The sequence below is a fragment of the Pseudomonas sp. H3_D04 genome, from assembly GCF_054669175.1.
Genome location: NZ_CP162801.1, coordinates 2,311,179 through 2,331,963, shown reverse-complemented (window position 1 = coordinate 2,331,963; position 20,785 = coordinate 2,311,179). Strand labels below are relative to the sequence as shown.

The following is a 20,785-nucleotide window of genomic DNA, read 5'->3' as shown; positions in this document are numbered from 1 at the left end:
GCGCTGCAAGCGATATCGGGGGGCGGCAAATGAAAAAGCCACCCGAAGGTGGCTTTTCAATACAAGCAGGTCAAGCGCTATCAGTAAGCCTTGCCAGTCTTGTAGAAGTTCTCGAAGCAGAAGTTGGTCGCGTCGATGTAGCCTTCAGCGCCACCGCAGTCGAAACGCTTGCCTTTGAACTTGTAAGCCATGACGCAGCCGTTCTGGGCTTGCTTCATCAGGGCGTCGGTGATCTGGATTTCACCACCCTTGCCTGGCTCGGTTTGTTCGATCAGGTCGAAGATATCCGGCGTCAGGATGTAACGACCGATGATCGCCAGGTTCGACGGTGCATCTTCAGGCTTTGGCTTCTCGACCATGCTGTGAACACGGTAGATGTCATCGCGGATCATCTCACCGGCAATCACGCCGTACTTGTGAGTTTCTTGCGGGTCGACTTCCTGGATGGCAACGATCGAGCAGCGGAACTGCTTGTACAGCTTGACCATCTGGGTCAGTACGCCGTCGCCTTCGAGGTTGACGCACAAGTCATCCGCCAGCACCACGGCGAACGGTTCGTCGCCGATCAGTGGGCGACCGGTCAGAATCGCGTGGCCCAGGCCTTTCATTTCGGTCTGGCGGGTATAGGAGAACGAGCAGTTGTCGAGCAGCTTGCGGATACCGACCAGGTACTTCTCTTTGTCGGTGCCCTTGATCTGGTTTTCCAGCTCGTAGCTGATGTCGAAGTGGTCTTCCAGGGCGCGTTTGCCACGACCGGTGACGATGGAGATTTCAGTCAAACCAGCGTCCAGTGCTTCTTCGACGCCGTACTGGATCAGTGGCTTGTTTACCACCGGCAGCATTTCTTTGGGCATGGCTTTAGTCGCTGGCAGGAAGCGAGTACCGTAACCGGCTGCTGGGAACAAGCATTTCTTGATCATATAAGTCCTTGAAAGGGCTGTGTGTACGAGTTTCGGCGCAGTCTAATCAGGCGGCGTGCACCTTACAATGCCCCGCGCTGGCTAACCAATGCCATCATAGAGAAATATTCCCGCGGATAGTTCAATCCGCATTTTCACGCGGTCAAATCAGCGTAGCTCAAAGAGGCCGACAAACTCGACCACCATACGCTTATCGTCCCCCAATGCGAGCATTTGCCGGTATCATGGCGACTTTGAACCAGTGAACGAGACAGATAGATGACCGTAGCAAAAATCATCAACGGGTACACGGTCGACAAAGGAAAAGATGGCCAGTGGCACATTACCGCCGCCAATGGCGAAGATGTTTCCGGGCCGTTACCCAGCGAAGCGATGGCGGTTGAAGTGGCGTCGGTGCTCGACTACACCCCCCGCGCCGAAGCGACGCGGCAAGAGTCAGGACTGATATCCTGCAGCACTCGCAGAGCCCTGCCATTGAGCAGGGCTTTTTTGTGGCCAGGTACAAACAAGTGGCCATTCGCTATAACCTTTTGCTGCCTGCGCTGTCACAGGCTTAGCCCCATCATCCTGACGACGACAACGACATGACTAAATTTTTGCCCCTGATTGCAATCCTGGCCCTGACCGGCTGCGCCACTTCCGAGAAAATGTACCTGAACAACGGAGAGCAAGGCCTGGCAATCGACTGCTCCGGCGAAGCCAACTCCTGGGCCACGTGCTATGAAAAAGCCGATGCCTCTTGCGCGGGGACCGGCTACCGGATCGTCGGCACCGACGGATCGCCTTCCACCAAGGAAAGCGACAAAACCCTGGGGGTCGATGTCGGCAACTTCAAGAACCGCAGTGTCGTGGTGGTCTGCAAGTAGGGCGCCCTGCCCTACATGTGAATTTCCGCAAATTTGATTCCGAGACCACGCACGGTCTCGATCAAATCGTCGAGACGAGCAAACGACTCGACCTCATCGTTATCATCCACCAGAAAATAGCTGCGCCCGGCGCTCTTCTTGAAAAACACGATCCATTCCCCCGGGTTCGCGGGATTTTGAATGACGTGGGTGGCAGAGATCAGTCCCTCTGCATGGCGTTCCTGTACCTGCTCTCGCTTCATGCTCGACTCCAGAAAAGACAATGCCGCCAAAGCATGACTTTGACGGCATCGGTGTGAACGGTGGCTAGTCTATCAGCCGGAAATGCAGGCGTTGGCGGCTTTCTGCACGTCTTTAGGACGCACCGGCACATTGGACATACGCTCATGCAGCTTTATACCACTGCCACCCGAACGGTCTTCGATGTCGAACACGGCTGCCGGGGCCGATGAAAATTTCGCCGGCACGATGACGCGCATCCCGTCCTTGGTTGACTCCAGTTGCAGGGCGCCACGACTGTCGGCCAGTTTTTCGACCAGGCATTGCGCGTATTCATTGGGCTTTTTGCCTGAGATCACGTTCATGGTAGGCAACGTCTCATTAATCTCCGAGACATTCGCACAGCCACTCATCACCAATGCCAACGGCAAGGCCAACACACCCCACTTCATACAAAACCTCCGATAAAGACCCTCCGACAGCACAAATGCTGATTTTCTCCGAGGCTCGCTGCGTTTATCGCTCATAGAATTCCGAATAACTGTTTTTAATTGTCAAAGCGAACCTCGACGACCGGATAATAACCTGTTCGGGCTGATAAACTGCGCCAATCGCCCATGCTATCGTTTTGATTTTGTAGAAAAAGCCCTTCTGGAGGCGCCTCATGAAATTTATCCACCAGCGCGAGCACCTCAACGAAGACGACATCGTCGTCATCCAGTGCTCCCAAACATGCAACATCCGCTTGATGAACGACGCCAACTTCCGCAGCTTCAAGAACGGCGGCCGTCACACTTACCACGGCGGTGCGTTCGATACTTTCCCGGCCCGGATTACTGCACCGAGCACCGGTTTCTGGAACATCACCATCGACACGGTCAACCGCCGTCCGATCAGCGTGACCCGCAAACCGACCCTGACGCACTCGATCAAGATCATCCGTCGCTCCAGCACGAAACTGAGCTGAGTGACGCTCCCACACGAATAAAAGCAGGTATGACCGTGGCCCAAACGACCAAGTACGTCATCAAATACAAACTCAACGGCGAACGCCGCTTCGAATTTGCCCAGCTCGAAAAAGGCACTGAAGAAGAAGCCAAAGCTGCGCTGGACGCCATTCATGGTTCGAGCGACGACGTCATCAGCGACATTGCCGTCAGCAAAGCACTGTAACGCGACCCGGCACCCGGAGCGACAACATGGACGTCGTGCTCCGCGCCCGTCTTGAATTCGACCGCAAGCGCCGGAGTGTTCACTCCCTTGGCGCCCCCTAGACTGGCCACCTCGACCTTTGGTTAAGGAGTCAGAACATGTCTACCTCCCCGATTCGCTACATCAGCGGCACTTCCAGCCTAGGCGTCTTGTTGCTGGCGTTCAGCGCCGAGGGCCTGTGCGCGTTGCTGCTCGGTGAAGACTTGATCACGCTCGAACGCGATCTGGCGCGGCGTTTCCCTGGCCCGCCACCGCCGCAGCGCGATGAAGGTTTGATGCCGGCCTTGGAGCAAACCCTGCGCCACCTCGAAAACCCACACACCGCACTCGATCTCCCACTGCACCTGAGCGGCAGCGTATTTCAACGGCGAGTCTGGGAAGTCCTGCGGAAAATCCCCGTCGGTGAAACCGCCAGCTACCGTGATATCGCCCAGCGCCTGGGTCAGCCCAGCGCTTCCCGGGCGGTAGCGAATGCCTGTGGGGCCAACCCGGTGGCCGTTATCGTGCCTTGCCATCGGGTGCTGCGCCAGGACGGCAGCCTCGGCGGTTATCGCTGGGGACTGGAGCGCAAACGGCAGTTGCTGGATCGCGAGGCTCAGCGATGAGCGAGCAAACCTTCGATGCGCTGGACTGGGCGGCCCTGGGGCAACAAATCGATCAGGATGGCTGCGCTGTCATCAAGTCGCTGTTGAGTGCGCAGGCGTGCGATGACGTCAGTGCGCTCTATACCCAGTCAGCGCCCTTCCGCTCTCAAGTGATCATGGCGCGACACGGTTTTGGCCGTGGCGAGTACAAGTATTTCAACTACCCCTTGCCGGACACAGTCGCCCGCTTGCGCAGTGCGCTCTACCCTCGACTGGTGCCGATCGCCAACCGCTGGTATGAATGCATGGACTTGCCGTCCCGTTTCCCCGCAACCCACGAAGCGTTCCTGCAACGCTGCCATGCCGCCGGTCAGGAACGCCCGACTCCGTTATTGCTGCAATATGGCCCGCAGGACTACAACTGTTTGCACCAGGATCTGTACGGCGAACACGTGTTCCCGCTGCAGGTGGCGATTCTTCTGTCGGAACCGGACGAAGACTTTACCGGCGGCGAGTTTGTGCTAACCGAACAACGCCCGCGGATGCAGTCACGCCCGCAGGTGATCCGCCTGAAGAAAGGCGATGGTCTGATCTTTGCCGTGAGCCAGCGACCGGTCAAAGGCGTTCGCGGCTATTACCGAGTGACCATGCGTCACGGCGTGAGTCGCCTGCACAGCGGAAAACGGCATACCCTTGGAATCATCTTTCACGATGCGTTATGACCCCATGAGCCCGACCACTTTCGATCTTTTTGCCGATGCCGAACCCGAGCAGGAGCCCAGACGTGAGCAGATCGGTGAACAGTCCTTCGTCTTGCGCGGCTTTGCCCTGCCCCGGCTCGATCGATTGTTGCCAGCACTTGAAGCGGTTCTGGCGGCCGCTCCGTTTCGGCAGATGGTCACCCCCGGCGGCTTTACCATGTCGGTGGCCTTGAGCAGTTGCGGCACCTGGGGCTGGACCACCGACCGCAGCGGCTACCGGTATACGCGCAATGACCCACAGACCGGACGCCCCTGGCCCGAGATGCCTGACGTGTTTTTCGAACTGGCACAAGCGGCGGCACGGGAAGCGGGATTTGCCGGGTTTGTCCCTGACTCCTGCCTGATCAACCGCTATGTCCCCGGGGCCAGGATGTCATTGCACCAAGACAAGAACGAAGGTTCCTACGCCGCACCGATCGTGTCGGTGTCATTGGGATTGCCGGCAATGTTCCTGTTCGGCGGGTTTGAACGAAGCGATAAAAGCCAGCGTGTACCGTTGCTGCATGGCGATATCGTGGTCTGGGGTGGCGTCGATCGTTTGCGTTATCACGGCGTGCTGCCGATCAAGGACGGCCATCACCCGCGCCTGGGTGAACAACGGATCAACTTCACCTTTCGAACCGCCGGATGAAGCCCAAGAATTCAACCGCAAGACTCGGAGTGCTGTGGTGCTGGGGGCTTGTTAATCCGGAAAAAACGGGTCAACGGACATGAAACCATGACAACTCATTCGACCAGGATTGCCACCGAGGACGATCCTCGCTGGGCCGCCGTCGTTGCACGGGATCCCGGTGCCGACGGGCAGTTTGTCTACGCCGTGAAAACCACTGGAATCTATTGCCGCCCCAGCAGCCTGGCACGCTTGCCGAAACCGCAGAATGTCGAATTTTTCGACACGGCAGAACAAGCCCTGGCGGCGGGCTATCGTCCCAGCAAACGGGCCACGAAGGATCAAAGCGATGTAGCCGCACAACACGCAGCAACCGTCGCTGTCGCCTGCCGCCACATCGAATCCGCCGAAAATCCGCCTGCGTTAAATGAGCTGGCGCAGGCAGCAGGCCTGAGCAGCTTCCATTTCCACCGCGTATTCAAAGCCGTGACCGGGCTGACACCCAAGGGGTACGCAACCGCCCATCGTTCCCGCAAAGTGCGCGAACGCCTGGCCGACGGCGGCTCAGTCACCGACGCCCTGTATGACGCCGGTTTCAACTCCAACAGCCGCTTCTATGAATCGGCCGATAAACTGCTGGGCATGAAGCCGGGGGATTACCGCGCGGCGGGCCAGAACAACGACATTCGTTTTGCCGTTGGCCAGTGTTCCCTGGGGGCCATTCTGGTGGCGCAAAGTGAACGCGGTGTTTGCGCGATCCTGCTGGGGGATGATCCGCATCAACTGGTTTGCGACCTGCAGGACAAGTTTCGGCGTGCGAATCTGATTGGCGCCGATCACGCGTTCGAGCAGTTGATTGCCAAGGTTGTCGGTTTTATCGAAGCCCCGGCAATTGGCCTGGATTTGCCGCTGGACGTGCGCGGCACCGCTTTTCAAGAGCGGGTCTGGCAGGCGCTGCGGGAGATTCCTGCAGGCAGCACCGCCAGCTACGCCGATATCGCTCAGCGTATCGGCGCGCCCAAAGCCGTGCGCGCCGTGGCTCAGGCCTGCGGCGCGAACAGTATTGCAGTGGCGATCCCGTGCCACCGCGTGGTACGCAGCGACGGCAACCTCTCGGGCTATCGCTGGGGTGTCGAGCGCAAGCGTCAGTTGCTGGAACGCGAAACCGTGTAATCACCGATTCACATCGACCACCACTCGCCCGCGCAATTGTCCGGCGAGCAAGCGCGGTGCGGCGTCGATAGCTTCGCTCAAGCCGATTTCATGGCTGATCAGTGGCAGCAACGCGAAGTCCAGATCCTTGGCCAGCCGATTCCAGGCTTCCATCCGCTTGGCTTTGGGCTGGGTCACGCTGTTGATCCCGGCCAACGTCACGCCACGCAAAATGAACGGCGCGACGGAGGCCGGGAAATCCATGCCTTGTGCAAGACCACAGGCGGCGACCGTGCCATTGGCCTTGGTGCTGGCGCAGGCGTTGGCCAGCGTGTGGCTGCCGACCGAGTCGATCACCGCCGCCCAGCGTTCCTTGGCCAGCGGCTTGCCCGGCAAGGACAGGATGGCGCGATCAATGATCTCGCTGGCGCCCAGTTGCTTGAGGTAATCGTGCTCGGCGGTGCGGCCCGTGGACGCTACGACTTTATAGCCAAGCTTGCTCAGCAGCGCGATGGCGAAACTGCCTACGCCGCCGTTGGCCCCGGTGACCAGGACTTCGCCCTGCTCAGGCGTGACACCATTATGTTCCAGCGCCAGGATGCACAGCATCGCCGTGTAACCGGCCGTGCCGATTGCCATGGCTTGAGCCGCGGTGAATTCCTTGGGCAGTGGGATCAGCCAGTCACCCTTGAGGCGCGCTTTTTGTGCGAGCCCGCCCCAATGCCCTTCGCCTACGCCCCAGCCATTGAGCAAGACCTGGTCACCGACCTTGTAGTCCGGATGCTCGCTGACTTCGACCGTACCGGCCAGGTCGATCCCCGGCACCATGGGGAATTTCCTGACCACCGGGCTGCTGCCGGTGATCGCCAGGCCATCCTTGAAGTTCAAGGTGCTGTACGCGACCCGCACCGTCACATCGCCCTCGGGCAGTTGATCGTCATTGATCTCTTGCAGTGTGGCCCGGTAACCGCTGTCGTCTTTGTCGATCAAAATACCTTTGAACATCATTGCCTCTCAATGCAATCGATCCGGTTGTGGGGGCATTGAAATACCACAAAGAAACATCTCGCCGTACAAGACTTTAGCCAAACCTACGATGCACCGAGCGCTACCATGACGTGCGGTTACGCCTTTTTTTAAGGCCCTTGAATAACGGAAAACGTCCCGGATACAAAAGTCGACTGGCTCTGCATCAACCATTGCTGGTAAAAAACCGGTTCTATCCGCCGGAGAATCATTGAAATGAGCCAATGGCCAGACACCCGTATTCTTGACCTGCTCGGCATCGAACTGCCGATCATCCAGGCTCCTATGGCCGGCGCTACCGGCTCGGCCATGGTTATCGCCGCGAGTAACGCTGGCGGCCTGGGCTCGATGCCCGCGGCGATGCTGAGCATCGAGCAGTTGCGCGAAGAGCTGAAGACGATCCGCCAACAGAGCCAGCGTCCGTTCAATATCAACTATTTTTGCCATCAGACCCCGGCTGCCGATGAGCAACGGGCTCGGGAATGGAAAAACCTGCTGGAACCGTATTATCGGGAACTGGGCGTCGATTTCGAGGTCCCCACACCGGTATCCAATCGCGCGCCGTTCGATAACGCCGCCTGCGAAGTGCTCGAAGAATTCCGTCCCGAAGTCGTGAGTTTTCACTTCGGCCTGCCGGAACAATCACTGCTGGATCGGGTAAAAGCCACCGGGGCGAAAATTCTTTCCTCGGCGACCACCGTCGAAGAAGCCGTCTGGCTGGAACAACATGGCTGCGACGCGATCATCGCCATGGGCTACGAGGCAGGCGGACATCGGGGAATGTTCCTCAGCGATGACTTGAGCAGTCAGGTCGGCACATTCGCCCTCGTGCCTCAGGTCGTCGATGCGGTGAAAGTGCCGGTGATTGCAGCGGGTGGGATCGGTGATGCGCGGGGGGTGGCGGCAGCTTTTCTGCTGGGCGCTTCGGCGGTGCAGGTGGGGACGGCTTACCTGTTCACGCCGGAGGCCAAGGTCAGCGCGTCTCACCACAAGGCGCTGCGCACGGCCAAGGAAAGCGAGACGGCGGTGACCAATCTTTTCACCGGCCGCCCAGCACGAGGAATCCTCAATCGGGTGATGCGCGAACTCGGCCCCATGAGCGATAAAGCCCCGGCCTTCCCGTTGGCCGGTGGTGCGTTGATGCCGTTGCGGGCCAAGGGCGAAGCGGATTTCAGCAATCTCTGGGCTGGGCAGGCATTCACGTTGGGCGTTGAAGTGAGTACGGCAGAGCTGACTCGGCGTTTGGCGGAGGAAGGTTTGGCCAAGTTGCTCCGTCGCTGAAGCACGCTGCTGTAGCCTGCTGCTCCAGGATCACGCAACTTCACAGATTCGGCTCCAACACATTCCGTTTGCGGGCATTACGCTATATATTTCGATATATAGCGTTTCGTCCCCTCGTTGCATTCGCCTATCACGGAGCCGTTTCATGCCCATGCGTGCCTCACGTTTTGCCCCGGCCTGCCTCGCAAGCCTGCTCGCCGTCTTCGCGTTCGGCTCCGCTCAGGCAGGCGAAGTCCAGGTGGCCGTCGCCGCCAACTTCACCGCGCCGATCCAGGCCATCGCCGCCGATTTCGAAAAAGACACCGGGCATAAACTGGTCACCTCCGTTGGTGCAACCGGTCAGTTCTACGCCCAGATCAAGAATGGCGCGCCGTTCGAAGTGTTCCTCTCTGCCGACGACACCACCCCGCAAAAACTCGAAGCTGAAGGCGACACCGTCAAGGGTTCGCGCTTCACCTACGCCGTAGGCACGCTGGCACTGTGGTCAGCCAAGGAGGATTACGTCGATGCCAAGGGCGATGTGTTGAAAAGGAACGAATACAAGCACCTTTCCATCGCCAACCCGAAAGCCGCGCCTTATGGCCTTGCCGCCACTCAGGTGCTCGCCAAACTGGGCCTGACCGACAAGGTCAAAGACAAGCTCGTTGAAGGCCAGAACATCACCCAGGCCTATCAGTTCGTTTCCACCGGCAACGCTGAACTCGGCTTCGTGGCCTTGTCGCAGATCTACAAAGACGGCAAAGTCACCGGCGGTTCGGCCTGGATCGTCCCGGCCGACATGCACGACCCGATCAAACAAGACGCGGTGATCCTCAACAAGGGCAAGGACAACCCGGCCGCCAAGGCACTGGCTGACTACCTCAAGGGGCCGAAAGCCGCCGCCATTATCAAGTCCTACGGTTACCAACTCTAAATGACGCTGACGAGTGCCGACTTTTCCGCCATCTGGCTGACCCTGAAACTGGCGTCCCTGACGACGGTTATCCTGTTGATCATCGGCACTCCGATTGCGTTATGGCTGTCGCGCACCCGCTCGTGGTTGCGCGGCCCGGTCGGGGCAATTGTCGCCCTGCCCCTGGTCCTGCCGCCCACGGTGATTGGCTTTTATTTGTTGTTGGCGCTCGGCCCTAACGGTTTTGTCGGCCAATTCACCCAGTCACTGGGGCTCGGCACGCTCACATTCAGTTTTGCGGGACTGGTGATCGGTTCGGTGCTGTACTCGATGCCGTTCGTGGTCCAGCCGCTGCAAAACGCCTTTTCCGCCATTGGCACCCGCCCGCTGGAAGTGGCCGCCACCTTGCGCGCCAATCCATGGGACACCTTTTTCAGCGTGATTCTGCCGCTGGCTCGCCCCGGCTTCATCACCGCGGCCATTCTCGGTTTCGCCCACACTGTCGGCGAGTTCGGCGTGGTGCTGATGATCGGCGGCAACATTCCCGACAAGACCCGCGTGGTCTCGGTGCAGATCTACGATCACGTTGAAGCCATGGAATATGCCCAGGCCCATTGGCTCGCCGGGGCAATGCTGGTGTTCTCCTTTGCCGTATTGCTGGCGCTCTATTCCAGCCGTAAAACCAAAGCGGGCTGGAGCTGATCGATGATTCATATGCGCCTTAAACTGACTTATTCAGGATTCGCCCTGGAGGTGGATCTGCAATTGCCCGGCCGCGGAGTAACGGCACTTTACGGCCATTCCGGGTCAGGCAAGACCACGTGCCTGCGCTGTATCGCCGGTCTGGAGCAGGCCGAACAGGGCTTTATTCAGGTCAACGATGAAGTCTGGCAGGACAGTGACAAGAAGATTTTCGTACCGCCGCATAAACGTGCGCTTGGGTATGTTTTTCAGGAGGCCAGCCTGTTTCCTCACCTTTCGGTGCTGGCCAATCTGGAGTTCGGGCTGAAGCGCATCCCCAAGCAGCAACGCCGGGTTGACATGGCGCATGCCACTGAACTGTTGGGCATTGGTCATCTGCTGGACCGCCATCCGCAGCACCTGTCCGGAGGCGAACGGCAACGAATCGGCATCGCCCGCGCGCTGCTCACCAGCCCCAAACTGTTGCTGATGGACGAACCGCTGGCGGCGCTGGATAGCCAGCGCAAAAACGAAATCCTGCCTTATCTGCAACGCCTGCACGATGAACTCGATATCCCGGTGCTGTACGTCAGCCATTCACAGGATGAGGTCGCCCGACTGGCCGACCACATCGTCCTGCTCAGCGACGGCAAAGCGCTGGCCAGCGGACCAATCGGCGAAACCCTGGCGCGTCTCGATTTGCCCCTGGCGCTGGGCGACGATGCGGGCGTGGTGATTGAAGGCCATGTCAGCGCCTATGACCCGCACTATCAGTTGCTGACGCTGCAGCTGCCCGATACCGACCTGAGCATTCGCGTGGCGCACGCTCCGATGACCCAAGGCCAGGCGCTACGTTGCAAGGTCCAGGCGCGGGATGTCAGCCTGAGCCTGCAAGGCGTCGAGCACAGCAGCATCCTCAATCGCTTGCCGGTGACGGTGATCAGCGAAATCGGCGCCGATAACGCCGCCCACGTGCTGATCCGCCTGAATGCGGCCGGCACACCGCTGCTGGCACGCATCACCCGCTACTCCCGGGACCAACTGGGCGTGCACCCCGGCCAGCAACTCTGGGCGCAGATCAAAGCGGTGGCCGTGCTGGCGTAAATTCGTCGGCACCACGGCGAATGGACGCGGTCAATGGCTGTACAGGCCCCCTGACTTCGTCGCCAAGGACTTTTTGCCATGCCCGATACCGCGCTGCCCGATGCGCTGCCACCCGACCTGCACTATGTCGACGACACGCAGCCTGGAATCACCCGCAAACTCTTGCGCGGCAAATTCTGCTACTTCGATCCTTCGGGCCAGCGCATTACCGATCCCGACGAAATCAGGCGCCTCAACGCCCTTGCCGTGCCGCCGGCCTATACCAATGTGTGGATCTGCGCCGACCCACGTGGTCATTTGCAAGCCACCGGCCGTGACGCTCGCGGTCGCAAGCAATACCGTTATCACGCGCGTTGGCGCGAAGTGCGCGATGCCGATAAATACTCACGCCTGAGGGACTTTGGCCTGGCACTGCCGAAGCTGCGCAAACAGCTTGAAACGCTGCTGGACGCTCCGGGTTTCAGCCGAGATAAAGTCATGGCCACCGTGATTACCTTGCTCGATGCGACGCTGATCCGGGTCGGCAACACGCAATACGCCCGGGAAAATCGCTCCTATGGCCTGACCACCCTGCGCAGCCGTCACGTCGAGGTCAACGGCAGCGCGATCCTGTTCCAGTTTCGCGGCAAGAGTGGTGTGGAGCATCAGATCACCGTGAAAGACCGACGCCTGGCGCGAATTATCAAGCGCTGCCTGGAGATTCCCGGGCAAGACCTTTTCCAATACCTGGACGAAAATGGCGAGCGACACACCGTCAGCTCCTCAGATGTCAATGCTTACCTGCAAACCCTCACCGGCGCCGACTTCACGGCCAAGGATTATCGAACATGGGCCGGGAGCGTCCTGGCGTTGTCGGTGCTGCGTGAGTTGCAGTGGGAGCCTGAGTCGGACGCGAAACGGCATGTGGTCGAGATGGTCAAGAACGTTGCCAGGCAACTCGGTAACACCCCGGCCGTGTGCCGCAAGTGCTACATCCACCCGGCGGTGCTCGAAGGTTTTATGCTCGGCGCCTTGGCCCAACTGCCGCGGCCGAGACTGCGTAAAGGTCTCAGGGCAGAAGAAGTCGGGCTCGCCATGTATCTGGAGAAAATGATCGCTGAGGCAGAATCGACAAAATGACCCATCCATTTTTTGCACGATCGCAAAGAACTTCTATAGTTGATGTGGACATGAATCAGCTGCGGTGACGCCATGGAAGACATTTTCGTTGTGAAGCGTTGCAACAAGATCATCATTCATGGCCGCCGGGCCGGAGAAGCCGGCCACCCGCCACCCGACGCCGCCGTCTGGTATCGCATTGAAGATACCCGCACCCGTGGCTTTATCGGTGACGGCTTCGATCTTGAAGAAGATGCCCAACGTGAATGCCGGCAGCTCAATACCAGATCACAAGTGACGGCCCGACAAGCCTGAAGTCCGGGTCTATACTGAAATCAGCTGAAGGACCAGCGACCCCATCGGCAGAAAGCTCGCACCCAGCGGGCTTTTTGCTGCTATTTGTCAGGTTTCTTGAACGGAGGTGTTTGCCATGTCCGAAAAAGAGTCCATCACCACCCTGCTTACCCTGCTCGACTCCCGCCAGGCTCGACTTGCCGCTGCGTGCAAGGAGATTGCCGATTGGGTAGATCATCAAGGAGGGCATCCGACAGCCCTCAGAATTCGTGACCGCCTGAACGACATTGAAAAAGACGCGCCACTGATTCGAAACACCCTGTCTTCGTTAAAACCTGTCGACCCGCCTCTTCCGCGGTTCAGATGATTCGATCTGGGCGCGCGATTCAAGAACAGGGCCTGATCCAGGACGTGTGAACGGCGACTTCATCGTCAGCGCGTCCGTGCCTGTCTGATTATCTTTTTCTCCACACCCTACCTGGCCTGACGCCGGGATTTTTTGTGACTTCTTTTCACGTAACGTTCACAACACACACCCTACAATGGGTTCACTCCTTTGATGAACCCCTTGGCCTGCCCGCATGCAGGCCATTTTTTTGCCCGCTGGGCAGCCAACGAACGTCTTCATTAGCTGGAGGTCAAACAGTCACACGTCACGAAGGAGACGTCCCATGGTCACTCACTTCAAAGTCAGCGGGCATCTGGCCTGCGGTCACAAAGGCAGCAATCTCACATCAACCAGCGAATTGACCCGCGTAAAGTGCAGAAGCTGCCGCAACACCGACGCGTTCAAAGACGCGCGCAAAGCCGAACGTAACGCAGCACGCCGTGCTGCGCGTAAGGCCAAAGTCACTCACACCGCCAATGACTGGCGCGCCGCCTGGGTACAACGGTTGACCGCCATGGCCGGACTGCAAAGGTTACCCCGCGGTTTTACCGGCCAGCCTTTCGTTTAAAAACTGCGCCAGGAAAGATCTCATGCGGGAGAGAACCTGCTCGCGATGAGGGCAGCACATTCAACATTGATGTGACTGACCTTCAACCATCGCGAGCCGGCTCGCTCTCACCGGGGGATTGGCCCTGACAGGTCTGTTGATGAGTCGCACGTGTTCAGGTTCGCCGCCTCCATGATTTCAGCGAGCGACATGCGCTTGAAGGCTTCAAACAACCGCCGGCCCTCTTCGGGCGCACAAGAAATGGCCAGTCGCATAGTCGCTTCACCTAGCTGCCAGATCAGAAAGGCAGAATCAGCAACCCGCTGCGCATCGCTGCCTGGAAACACCCGCAGCATCGCATCGGCCAGCAAGCCGCCCGCCACACGACTCTCCTCCAGCTCCAACGCCAGCAACTGCTTGTCTGCCTGCATGCCTGACCAAATATCACGCATCGCAGGTTCGGCCTGAACGATCTCGTAATACTGATCCAGCAGGTCCGAATAGGCATCCGCCAACCCTTGCGCATCTTGCACCGTCACCAGCGCCTCTTCGATACAACGACGGCTTGCCGCGTTATAGCGCTCGGCCAGGGTGCGAATGACCGAGCTCTTGTCAGGGAAGTACTGATAAAGCGATCCGATCGAGATCTCCGAGCATTCGGCAATTTCGCTCATTTTTACCTGGTCGCTGCCCTTGGTTGCGATCAGTTGCGTCGCCACCGCCAGGATTCGCTCCTGCCGCTCGCGACTGCGTTGTTGCGTGGGATTGCGGCGGGTCGGCTCTGCAGCAGGTTGCTCGAGCCCGGTGGCGGCTTTCTTTGGCACTGGCGAGATTCCGATCAATAACATGACAAGCACTCACCTTAGCACCACCCGCGAACGCCCCCAAGTGGTTGCATCCGTATGTCGGTTTCCTCCTTAACATGGGTTGACGGTAGAACATGAGCGTTTATCATCTTCTTAACGTGAGCATTCCTCACATTAACCCGATGGAGACGAACGCGATGAAAACCACTCAGGACACCCTCCTCGTTCTCGGTGCTACCGGTAAAACAGGGCGCAGGATCACCCAGCATCTCCAGGCCGCAGGATTGCCTGTGCGCTTGGGTTCTCGCGGCGCGAATCCTCCCTTTGACTGGGAAAATCGACGGACCTGGGATGCGGCGCTTGATGGCGTTCACGCTGTTTACATTTCCTATCAACCGGACCTCGCCATTCCGGGTGCCCTCGATACTATCCAGGCGTTTACCAACCTGGCCGTCAAACGTGGCGTCGGCAAATTGGTTCTGCTGTCCGGACGTGGCGAGGTTGAAGCGGAACAAGCCGAACGCGTCATTCAAAACAGCGGTGTCGACTGGACGATCCTGCGGGCCAGCTGGTTCTTCCAGAACTTCAGCGAGGCGCATTTTCTGGAGCCCATTCTTGAAGGAGAACTGGCCCTTCCCGTCGGCAATATCGCGGAGCCCTTCGTCGATGTGGAGGACATTGCCGAAATTGCAGTCCAGGCACTGACCCAACCGGGGCATTCACGCCAACTCTATGAATTGACCGGGCCACGGGCACTGACTTTTACCCAAGCGGTCGAGGAGATTGCTCAAGGGACCGGGCGCGAGATCAGTTTCGTCGCCGTACCGCCGGATGCATATCGTCAGGCACTGGAGCAGGCACAACTTCCTGCGCCGTTGATTGACCTGGTGCTTTATCTCTTCACCACGGTGCTCGACGGTCGCAACACGCCGTTAGCCAATGGCGTTCAGCGCGCACTTGGCCGGCCCGCGCGCGACTTCAGCGATTATGTTCGGCGCACCGCTGCTACAAAAATCTGGCAGAACCAGGTTTGAGGTTGACGAGGATCATCTATCAAGAATTGCGGAGCAGAAACGACAAAGGCCTGCATGAGTTTCCTCATGCAGGCCTTTGATATGTATGGTGCCCGAAGCCGGAATCGAACCGGCACGCCCTTACGAGCGGGGGATTTTAAGTCCCATGCGTCTACCAGTTTCGCCATTCGGGCGGTAGCGCGGTGAAGCTGTCTGGCTTGTGCAACAGAGGACGAAATATATACATCCCGCCCCGGTGAAGCAAGTTCGCAGATCCCCTTTTCAAGACAAAATCTTGCAAGGTTGCGCAAATAAAAAAGCTCCGTAAATCATAGATCTACGGAGCTTGTTTATAGTGGAGGCCGAGGTCGGAATCGAACCGGCGTAGGTGGATTTGCAATCCACTGCATAACCATTTTGCTACTCGGCCTCAAACATTTGATGTCATGTAGCGCAACATCAAATGTGTACAAACCTGGAACAGGAAACGAGCTTATGATTCACGCTCTATCTCCTTGAAAACATTGAGCTTTTTCAGCCGTCTGTGCTTTCGATGGCGTGAATTATGTACTCATTTCCTGAGGCTGGCAACCCCTTGATTTCAAAAAAATTCTGGCAGCAAGTTTTGTTGGCCCCCGGGTGTTTGTGCCCTTCCCTCTGATCGCCCGGGCATTGATGCACGATTCTACAGCCAGGCAACAAGAGACTGATCATAAGGTGACTGGCTTGGTATCTGATCCCTGCAAGGCTGTCGTTTTCCGGTAGTACCTCCGGGATCGGACCTCAAGTTGTCACTATCACCGCCGACTAGTGAGGTAGGAACTTAATGAGCATGGAGCTGCCGTGACCCTGATATCTTCAATCTCCGCCCCCCAGCCACTGGCAATCGCTAAAGTGGCGGCCACCGTGCCCATCGGCAATCCCATCGAATCAACAGCCGTCACTGATTCGCCCTCGTCGATAGTCACCTTGCTGCAAGATAACAAAGCCGTCGATGCACTGACGTATACCTCCCGGGGCGGGATAGCGCAGCTTGACGCACCGCTTTCCTGGGAATACACGCAGCATGACAAAGTGTCCTTGCACATGAGGGGCAATTTCGGAAGTTCGTCGACGGCCGGCCGGTTCCAAAATCTGGGCGCATCGCTGCTTTTGCAACTGGCTGAGACCAACAAGAACATTTCCCAGTCAGTCCTTCGCTCATCGACTGGAAGGCCTCTTGAAGCTGGCGAACTGGCGGCTGCCCAAGCCAAACTCCATAGTGGCATCGCAGATAACTCCATCAGCCTCACGCTGAATACAGCGAGTGGCAAAACTATCCAACTGACCCTCTCCAGTCAGGACAATGCGCTGGCGGTACAGGCGCAGGTCGAGGGTGGTGATCTCAGCAAAGAAGAACTTGCTGCGCTGGGCGCAATGGCAGACGGATTTGAGTCGGCCATTCAAGGGCTCACTGCGGTGCCTCCGCAACTCAAACTGGACACCTTGATTCAGTTCGACTCCAAGGTGTTTTCCTCGGTCGATCTGGTGACACGATTCAAGCTCAGCGATGACAGCACGCAGACCCTTGAGCTGCATGCCGATGCAAGCCAGCGCCGGGTAAGCATGAAGGGCGCATCGGGCGATCTCAACATAGCCGTGGACTTGAAAAATGCTGCGATTCTGGGCAACAGCACTCAGAAGGCCAAGGCGCTTGAGGGGTACATCCGTCAAATAGAAGCGGCGCGCGACCGAGGCGACGGCGACCGACACCTGCTGTCGATGTTCGATAGTGCATTTAAGGCCGTTCACACAAATTACTCGGAAAGCCTCGCCGCAACCGTGCGGCAGCCCCCAGGCTCGAACTACCTGACAGACACCGACCGCAGCATGCTTACCGGCCTGGCCGATTTCAGTGCGACGGTCACCGAGAAGACTGTAAACGGCAATCCTGCGCGGCCTGCCGAACTTGATTCATTCAGCTATGACGTGTCCCAATCCACGCAATCCAAAGGTGCGAATCGGCTCAATCGCACGCTTGTTCAGGATCAGCAATCCCATCTGACAGCCCAGTACCATAAGCCTCTGTATGCCGGGCAAAAGCTGGAACTGACGACGGACTCGGAATCGCAGAATTACCTGTACTACCAGATCAACGATCAGGCCAGCAGCACGAGCCGCATCGGTTATGCCGAAGGTGAGTTGGTCGAGGCTTCCATCAGCCATTCGGCAAGCCAGTCCACTCGCATTGCCAAATACGTAAAGGGGAATTTGGAAGAAGACAATTTGACGCCTGCCTCATCCTCGAAGACGCAGAATCTTCTCGTCGTTCTGCAACAGGCACTGCAGCAGGATAAGGCGGCGAATCTGGGACGAGGCAGGTCATTTCTCGAATACACCTTGGCCGCTATCCAGGACAAAGTAATGTTGGTCAGCGATCCGAGTGAAATCAAGGATTGACCCGTCAACCGAGCGAGAGAGAGTCACTCATACCAGGTCTGGGGCAGATTTATGACCTGCCCTTGTTATTACCGACGGCATGCACGATGAGCCAACTTGTTGAGCGGGACGGTGCGGAGAAATACCTGGCAAATGCCGCGGGTGATTCTTTAACACAGATAACCGAGTCTATTTCTCAGAGCAACGAGCGAAATCTGGTCATTGCAAGCGCTTCGGAGGAGCAGGCACAAGTATCTAGAGAGGTTGATCGTAATCTGGTCGACTCAGTCTGCAGCAGGTGCCAATCAAACCAGTGCGGCCAGTAATGAGTTGTCACGGCTGGCTGTTGATCTAAGTGGAATGGTGACTCGATTTATAGTTTAACCACGGAAAAATGCCAAAAGTGTGGCGAATTACAACGTTCTCGTCACCCGGCATTGTGGCCGTGCGCACGTCCGCCCGCAATCGGACGGAACACGTTAAACAGCCTGAAACAGTTAATGTTCACGACCATCAACCGGCATTAACACCCTTCATGCAGGGCTCTGGAACGGGGGTTAAGAGCTGAAGCCTTTAGCCGGCAGGCCATTATCCAGGCTACCCACCGTTTCAGTACCCCTCCCCCTATTTCGAATGTCCCGACCAGTCATGCCATCGCTTGATACCATTCAGCACACTTGTATGAAGCTTTAATGTCTGGAAGGTCTTTTTGTGAACGTTATCCGTCACTGGTTACGACAACCCTATGCGCGCCTCGTCGCGCTGATCGGATTGGTCCTGATCTTGCCTCTATGCCTGCGTGCGGCACTGGGTTGGTCGAGTCCACTCGGCTACCTTTCAGATCTGGGAATTGCCAGTCTTCTCATCGTCACCCTGCATCGTCGTCCCTGGTGGTTAGCGCTGCCGGTGTTGCTGGTTTGGGGAATTATGACGTTGGCGACTGCTGAACTCGTCAGCGCGGTCGGGAGGTTTCCAAACGCCACAGACCTGCAGTACTTGATTGACCCTCAATTTCTGGAAAACTCTGCCGGCGGTGGTTTCGCCCAGCCATGGCTGGCAGCCACTCTGTGCTTTGGACTGGCGATCTGGTTGATCACGCAGTGGATGGGCCGCTCCAAACCTATTCCGGCCTTACCACGTAGCGTGTGGGCAGCACCGTTGCTGCTGTTGATCGGCCACTGGGGCGCCCAGCACCTCTACCCCACCGACGAAGACCCTTGGCGCTTGTTCAACCTCCCGCATCAGTTACTGTCCGCGAGCGTTGGAGACGTTCAGTCAAGTGCTGAAGAATGGTTGGCAGGTGATGTTGTCGATGTCCCTCCACAAATGGCGGGACTCACCCAACTCGATCTGGAAGGACAGAAACTGCTCGCCGCTCCCGGGCGGGCGCGGAATGTGTTGATCATCGCACTGGAAGGTATTCCCGGCGCCTACGTGGGTGTTAATCGCGAAGCCTTGCACAGCAGCTATCAGGAAAATCTCATGCCCAATCTCAGTCGATGGGCAGAGCGCGGCATGAATACGCCGGACTACGTCCTTCACAGCCACCAAACCATTCGCGGTCTGTATGCAATGCTGTGTGGCGATTACGACAAACTGGACAACGGCACGCCGAAGGGTGTGGAAATGTTGACCCAGAGCGAACGCAATCAAGCGTGTCTGCCAGCCCAGTTACACCAGAACGGATTCGCCACGCACTATCTCCAGGGTGCGGGCCTGCGTTTCATGGCAAAAGACAAGATCATGCCGCACATCGGTTTCGATGCCACTCATGGATTGGAATGGTTCACCAACAGCAACTACCTGGAATTCCCTTGGGGCAAGGACGACAAGGCCTTCTTCGAAGGAGCCCTTGAGTACGTTGGCCAGCTGAAAAAACAGAAAAAACCGTGGATGCTGACGCTACTGACCGTTGGCACCCACCAGCCCTATTCGGCTCCTGAAGACTACCTGGAGCGCTACGACACACCCAAGCAGGCCGCCGTCGGGTATCTGGATGATGCGCTTGGGCAATTCCTCAACGGCCTGGAACGTCAGGGAGTCTTGAAAGACACCCTGGTGGTGATCACCTCGGATGAATCCCACGGTATCGATGGAGTGCGCCTGGCGTCCTCTTGGGGCTTCAATCTAATGCTCGCGCCCGAGCAGGATCAGTTGCCCAAGGTGAAGTCCGGGGTTTACGGGCATGTCGATCTGAGTGCCTCGATACTCGACTATTTCGCCTTGCCCTTCCCCCCAGCCTTGAGCGGTCGCTCGCTGTTTCGCGACTATGAAACGGGCCGCGAAATCATGTCGTACACCAACGACAAGTTGCGCTATCACAATGGTCAGGGCACCTTGACCGAGTGTGACTTTCAACAGCGCTGCCGGAATTACGCCAGCCCAGGCTTCATCGCGGAACATGCGACCTTGACTGGTCAGTACGGACGCAAGCGCGCCCGCCAAATCGCAGCCAGAGCGACGGCGCTGGATCATTCGCTGCTGCGCACACCCTTGAACCAGCACTACCAGTTCGGCAGTTCCGCCATCATCCCTCTTCAGACAGCGATCAAGGATGACTGGGCCGATAACCTCATTGGTGCGCAGTACCTGGAAATGCCAAAGGGCTCACTCACTCGCGTGCGTCTGACCGTGCGCTCGGTAGATCCACAACAGGATGCCTACATTCTGCTCAAGGCCAAGGAGCGGGAACAGGATGTCCCGTTGGGCCTCCCCGCAGAAATGATTGTCACTGCGGATCAGCCATTGGAGATGCACTTCAGTTTCGACAATCCGCAGCCGCGCAAGGCGTTCTCTTTTCACTTGCTGGGCTACGGGTTGGGGGCCGTTGAGGTGAGTGACTTCAGTGTAATTACTGAGTTACCGGGGCAGGACGACCTACCCACGAATATCGACAAGGCAGAGGGCTAGTCG

At 57.8% G+C, this 20,785-nt stretch carries 23 protein-coding genes, 2 tRNA genes and 2 pseudogenes; 20 read left to right on the top strand and 7 right to left on the bottom strand.

Annotated elements, in window-relative coordinates:
- Nucleotides 1-80: 80 nt before the first annotated feature.
- The gene (gene galU / locus AB4N91_RS10925; RefSeq protein ID WP_010460715.1) at nt 81-920 is read right to left on the bottom strand and encodes a UTP--glucose-1-phosphate uridylyltransferase GalU; all 840 of its coding nucleotides are present in this window, start codon (nt 918-920) and stop codon (nt 81-83) included.
- A 258-nt stretch (nt 921-1,178) separates the two neighbouring features.
- Between galU and AB4N91_RS10920 the strand changes: the two are divergent.
- A pseudogene (locus AB4N91_RS10920) lies at nt 1,179-1,365 on the top strand (hypothetical protein).
- A 139-nt stretch (nt 1,366-1,504) separates the two neighbouring features.
- Nucleotides 1,505-1,786 carry a hypothetical protein gene (locus tag AB4N91_RS10915; RefSeq protein WP_169857679.1) on the top strand — a complete coding sequence of 94 codons (282 nt, stop codon included), beginning with the start codon at nt 1,505-1,507 and terminating at the stop codon, nt 1,784-1,786.
- Nucleotides 1,787-1,797: 11 nt separating this feature from the next.
- Here the strand turns inward: AB4N91_RS10915 and AB4N91_RS10910 are convergent, their stop codons facing one another.
- Nucleotides 1,798-2,028 (bottom strand): hypothetical protein, encoded by a 231-nt coding sequence (locus AB4N91_RS10910; RefSeq protein ID WP_010460721.1) that lies wholly within the window; start codon nt 2,026-2,028, stop codon nt 1,798-1,800.
- 72 nt (nt 2,029-2,100) lie between these two features.
- Complete coding sequence (locus AB4N91_RS10905; protein WP_083376633.1) at nt 2,101-2,457, bottom strand: hypothetical protein; 357 nt, start codon at nt 2,455-2,457, stop codon at nt 2,101-2,103.
- 212 nt (nt 2,458-2,669) lie between these two features.
- On the opposite strand from AB4N91_RS10905, the gene AB4N91_RS10900 reads away from it, so the two are divergent.
- The 6 genes from AB4N91_RS10900 (at nt 2,670) to ada (ending at nt 6,345) form a co-directional block, all read left to right on the top strand.
- Nucleotides 2,670-2,972 (top strand): DUF1883 domain-containing protein, encoded by a 303-nt coding sequence (locus AB4N91_RS10900; RefSeq protein ID WP_007946189.1) that lies wholly within the window; start codon nt 2,670-2,672, stop codon nt 2,970-2,972.
- Nucleotides 2,973-3,001: 29 nt separating this feature from the next.
- Entirely contained in the window at nt 3,002-3,178 is a 177-nt protein-coding gene (locus AB4N91_RS10895) for a hypothetical protein (protein ID WP_010460725.1), read from the top strand.
- A gap of 137 nt (nt 3,179-3,315) precedes the next feature.
- A complete protein-coding gene (locus tag AB4N91_RS10890; protein WP_077747740.1) occupies nt 3,316-3,822 on the top strand; it encodes a methylated-DNA--[protein]-cysteine S-methyltransferase in 507 nt (168 codons plus the stop codon).
- On the top strand, nt 3,819-4,523 hold the full coding sequence (locus AB4N91_RS10885) for a 2OG-Fe(II) oxygenase (protein ID WP_077747739.1): 705 nt from the start codon (nt 3,819-3,821) through the stop codon (nt 4,521-4,523). The genes AB4N91_RS10890 and AB4N91_RS10885 overlap by 4 nt, the downstream gene beginning before the upstream one ends.
- Nucleotides 4,513-5,193 (top strand): DNA oxidative demethylase AlkB, encoded by a 681-nt coding sequence (gene alkB, locus AB4N91_RS10880; RefSeq protein WP_077747738.1) that lies wholly within the window; start codon nt 4,513-4,515, stop codon nt 5,191-5,193. The genes AB4N91_RS10885 and alkB overlap by 11 nt, the downstream gene beginning before the upstream one ends.
- Nucleotides 5,194-5,280: 87 nt before the next feature.
- Complete coding sequence (gene ada, locus AB4N91_RS10875; protein ID WP_083376632.1) at nt 5,281-6,345, top strand: bifunctional DNA-binding transcriptional regulator/O6-methylguanine-DNA methyltransferase Ada; 1,065 nt, start codon at nt 5,281-5,283, stop codon at nt 6,343-6,345.
- On the opposite strand, the gene acuI is transcribed toward ada, so the two are convergent.
- Nucleotides 6,346-7,329 (bottom strand): acrylyl-CoA reductase (NADPH), encoded by a 984-nt coding sequence (gene acuI, locus AB4N91_RS10870; RefSeq protein ID WP_169857677.1) that lies wholly within the window; start codon nt 7,327-7,329, stop codon nt 6,346-6,348.
- A gap of 237 nt (nt 7,330-7,566) precedes the next feature.
- Between acuI and AB4N91_RS10865 the strand changes: the two genes are divergently transcribed.
- The 8 genes from AB4N91_RS10865 (at nt 7,567) to AB4N91_RS10830 (ending at nt 13,656) form a co-directional block, all read left to right on the top strand.
- On the top strand, nt 7,567-8,631 hold the full coding sequence (locus AB4N91_RS10865; protein ID WP_460112431.1) for an NAD(P)H-dependent flavin oxidoreductase: 1,065 nt from the start codon (nt 7,567-7,569) through the stop codon (nt 8,629-8,631).
- A 145-nt stretch (nt 8,632-8,776) separates the two neighbouring features.
- On the top strand, nt 8,777-9,544 hold the full coding sequence (modA, locus tag AB4N91_RS10860; protein ID WP_262382741.1) for a molybdate ABC transporter substrate-binding protein: 768 nt from the start codon (nt 8,777-8,779) through the stop codon (nt 9,542-9,544).
- Nucleotides 9,545-10,225: a molybdate ABC transporter permease subunit gene (gene modB, locus AB4N91_RS10855; RefSeq protein WP_077747734.1), complete on the top strand. Its 681-nt coding sequence runs from the start codon at nt 9,545-9,547 to the stop codon at nt 10,223-10,225.
- A gap of 3 nt (nt 10,226-10,228) precedes the next feature.
- Nucleotides 10,229-11,308, top strand: coding sequence for a molybdenum ABC transporter ATP-binding protein (modC, locus tag AB4N91_RS10850; RefSeq protein WP_010460742.1), 1,080 nt, complete (start codon nt 10,229-10,231; stop codon nt 11,306-11,308).
- Between the two features lie 78 nt (nt 11,309-11,386).
- Nucleotides 11,387-12,427: a DNA topoisomerase IB gene (locus AB4N91_RS10845; RefSeq protein ID WP_460112430.1), complete on the top strand. Its 1,041-nt coding sequence runs from the start codon at nt 11,387-11,389 to the stop codon at nt 12,425-12,427.
- Between the two features lie 72 nt (nt 12,428-12,499).
- Entirely contained in the window at nt 12,500-12,721 is a 222-nt protein-coding gene (locus AB4N91_RS10840; protein WP_083376626.1) for a hypothetical protein, read from the top strand.
- A gap of 115 nt (nt 12,722-12,836) precedes the next feature.
- Nucleotides 12,837-13,067, top strand: coding sequence for a hypothetical protein (locus tag AB4N91_RS10835; RefSeq protein ID WP_010460746.1), 231 nt, complete (start codon nt 12,837-12,839; stop codon nt 13,065-13,067).
- A 304-nt stretch (nt 13,068-13,371) separates the two neighbouring features.
- Nucleotides 13,372-13,656, top strand: coding sequence for a hypothetical protein (locus AB4N91_RS10830; RefSeq protein ID WP_010460748.1), 285 nt, complete (start codon nt 13,372-13,374; stop codon nt 13,654-13,656).
- Between the two features lie 107 nt (nt 13,657-13,763).
- Here AB4N91_RS10830 and AB4N91_RS10825 read toward each other — a convergent pair whose 3' ends face one another.
- Nucleotides 13,764-14,483, bottom strand: a complete 720-nt coding sequence (locus AB4N91_RS10825) for a TetR/AcrR family transcriptional regulator (RefSeq protein ID WP_460112429.1) — start codon at nt 14,481-14,483, stop codon at nt 13,764-13,766.
- A 155-nt stretch (nt 14,484-14,638) separates the two neighbouring features.
- On the opposite strand from AB4N91_RS10825, the gene AB4N91_RS10820 reads away from it, so the two are divergent.
- Entirely contained in the window at nt 14,639-15,475 is an 837-nt protein-coding gene (locus AB4N91_RS10820; protein ID WP_460112657.1) for an NmrA family NAD(P)-binding protein, read from the top strand.
- A gap of 86 nt (nt 15,476-15,561) precedes the next feature.
- Here the strand turns inward: AB4N91_RS10820 and AB4N91_RS10815 are convergent.
- Together AB4N91_RS10815 and AB4N91_RS10810 are read right to left on the bottom strand one after the other, a co-directional pair.
- A tRNA-Leu gene (locus AB4N91_RS10815) sits at nt 15,562-15,648 on the bottom strand.
- Nucleotides 15,649-15,810: 162 nt separating this feature from the next.
- Nucleotides 15,811-15,884, bottom strand: a tRNA-Cys gene (locus AB4N91_RS10810).
- A 413-nt stretch (nt 15,885-16,297) separates the two neighbouring features.
- On the opposite strand from AB4N91_RS10810, the gene AB4N91_RS10805 reads away from it, so the two are divergent.
- The 3 genes and pseudogenes from AB4N91_RS10805 to AB4N91_RS10795 all read left to right on the top strand — a co-directional run bounded on the left by AB4N91_RS10805 (nt 16,298) and on the right by AB4N91_RS10795 (nt 20,782).
- Nucleotides 16,298-17,893, top strand: a complete 1,596-nt coding sequence (locus AB4N91_RS10805; protein ID WP_460112427.1) for a lactate dehydrogenase — start codon at nt 16,298-16,300, stop codon at nt 17,891-17,893.
- Between the two features lie 128 nt (nt 17,894-18,021).
- Nucleotides 18,022-18,256 (top strand): annotated as a pseudogene (locus AB4N91_RS10800) (methyl-accepting chemotaxis protein); the annotation flags it as partial.
- 327 nt (nt 18,257-18,583) lie between these two features.
- On the top strand, nt 18,584-20,782 hold the full coding sequence (locus tag AB4N91_RS10795; protein ID WP_460112426.1) for an LTA synthase family protein: 2,199 nt from the start codon (nt 18,584-18,586) through the stop codon (nt 20,780-20,782).
- Nucleotides 20,783-20,785: the final 3 nt, after the last annotated feature.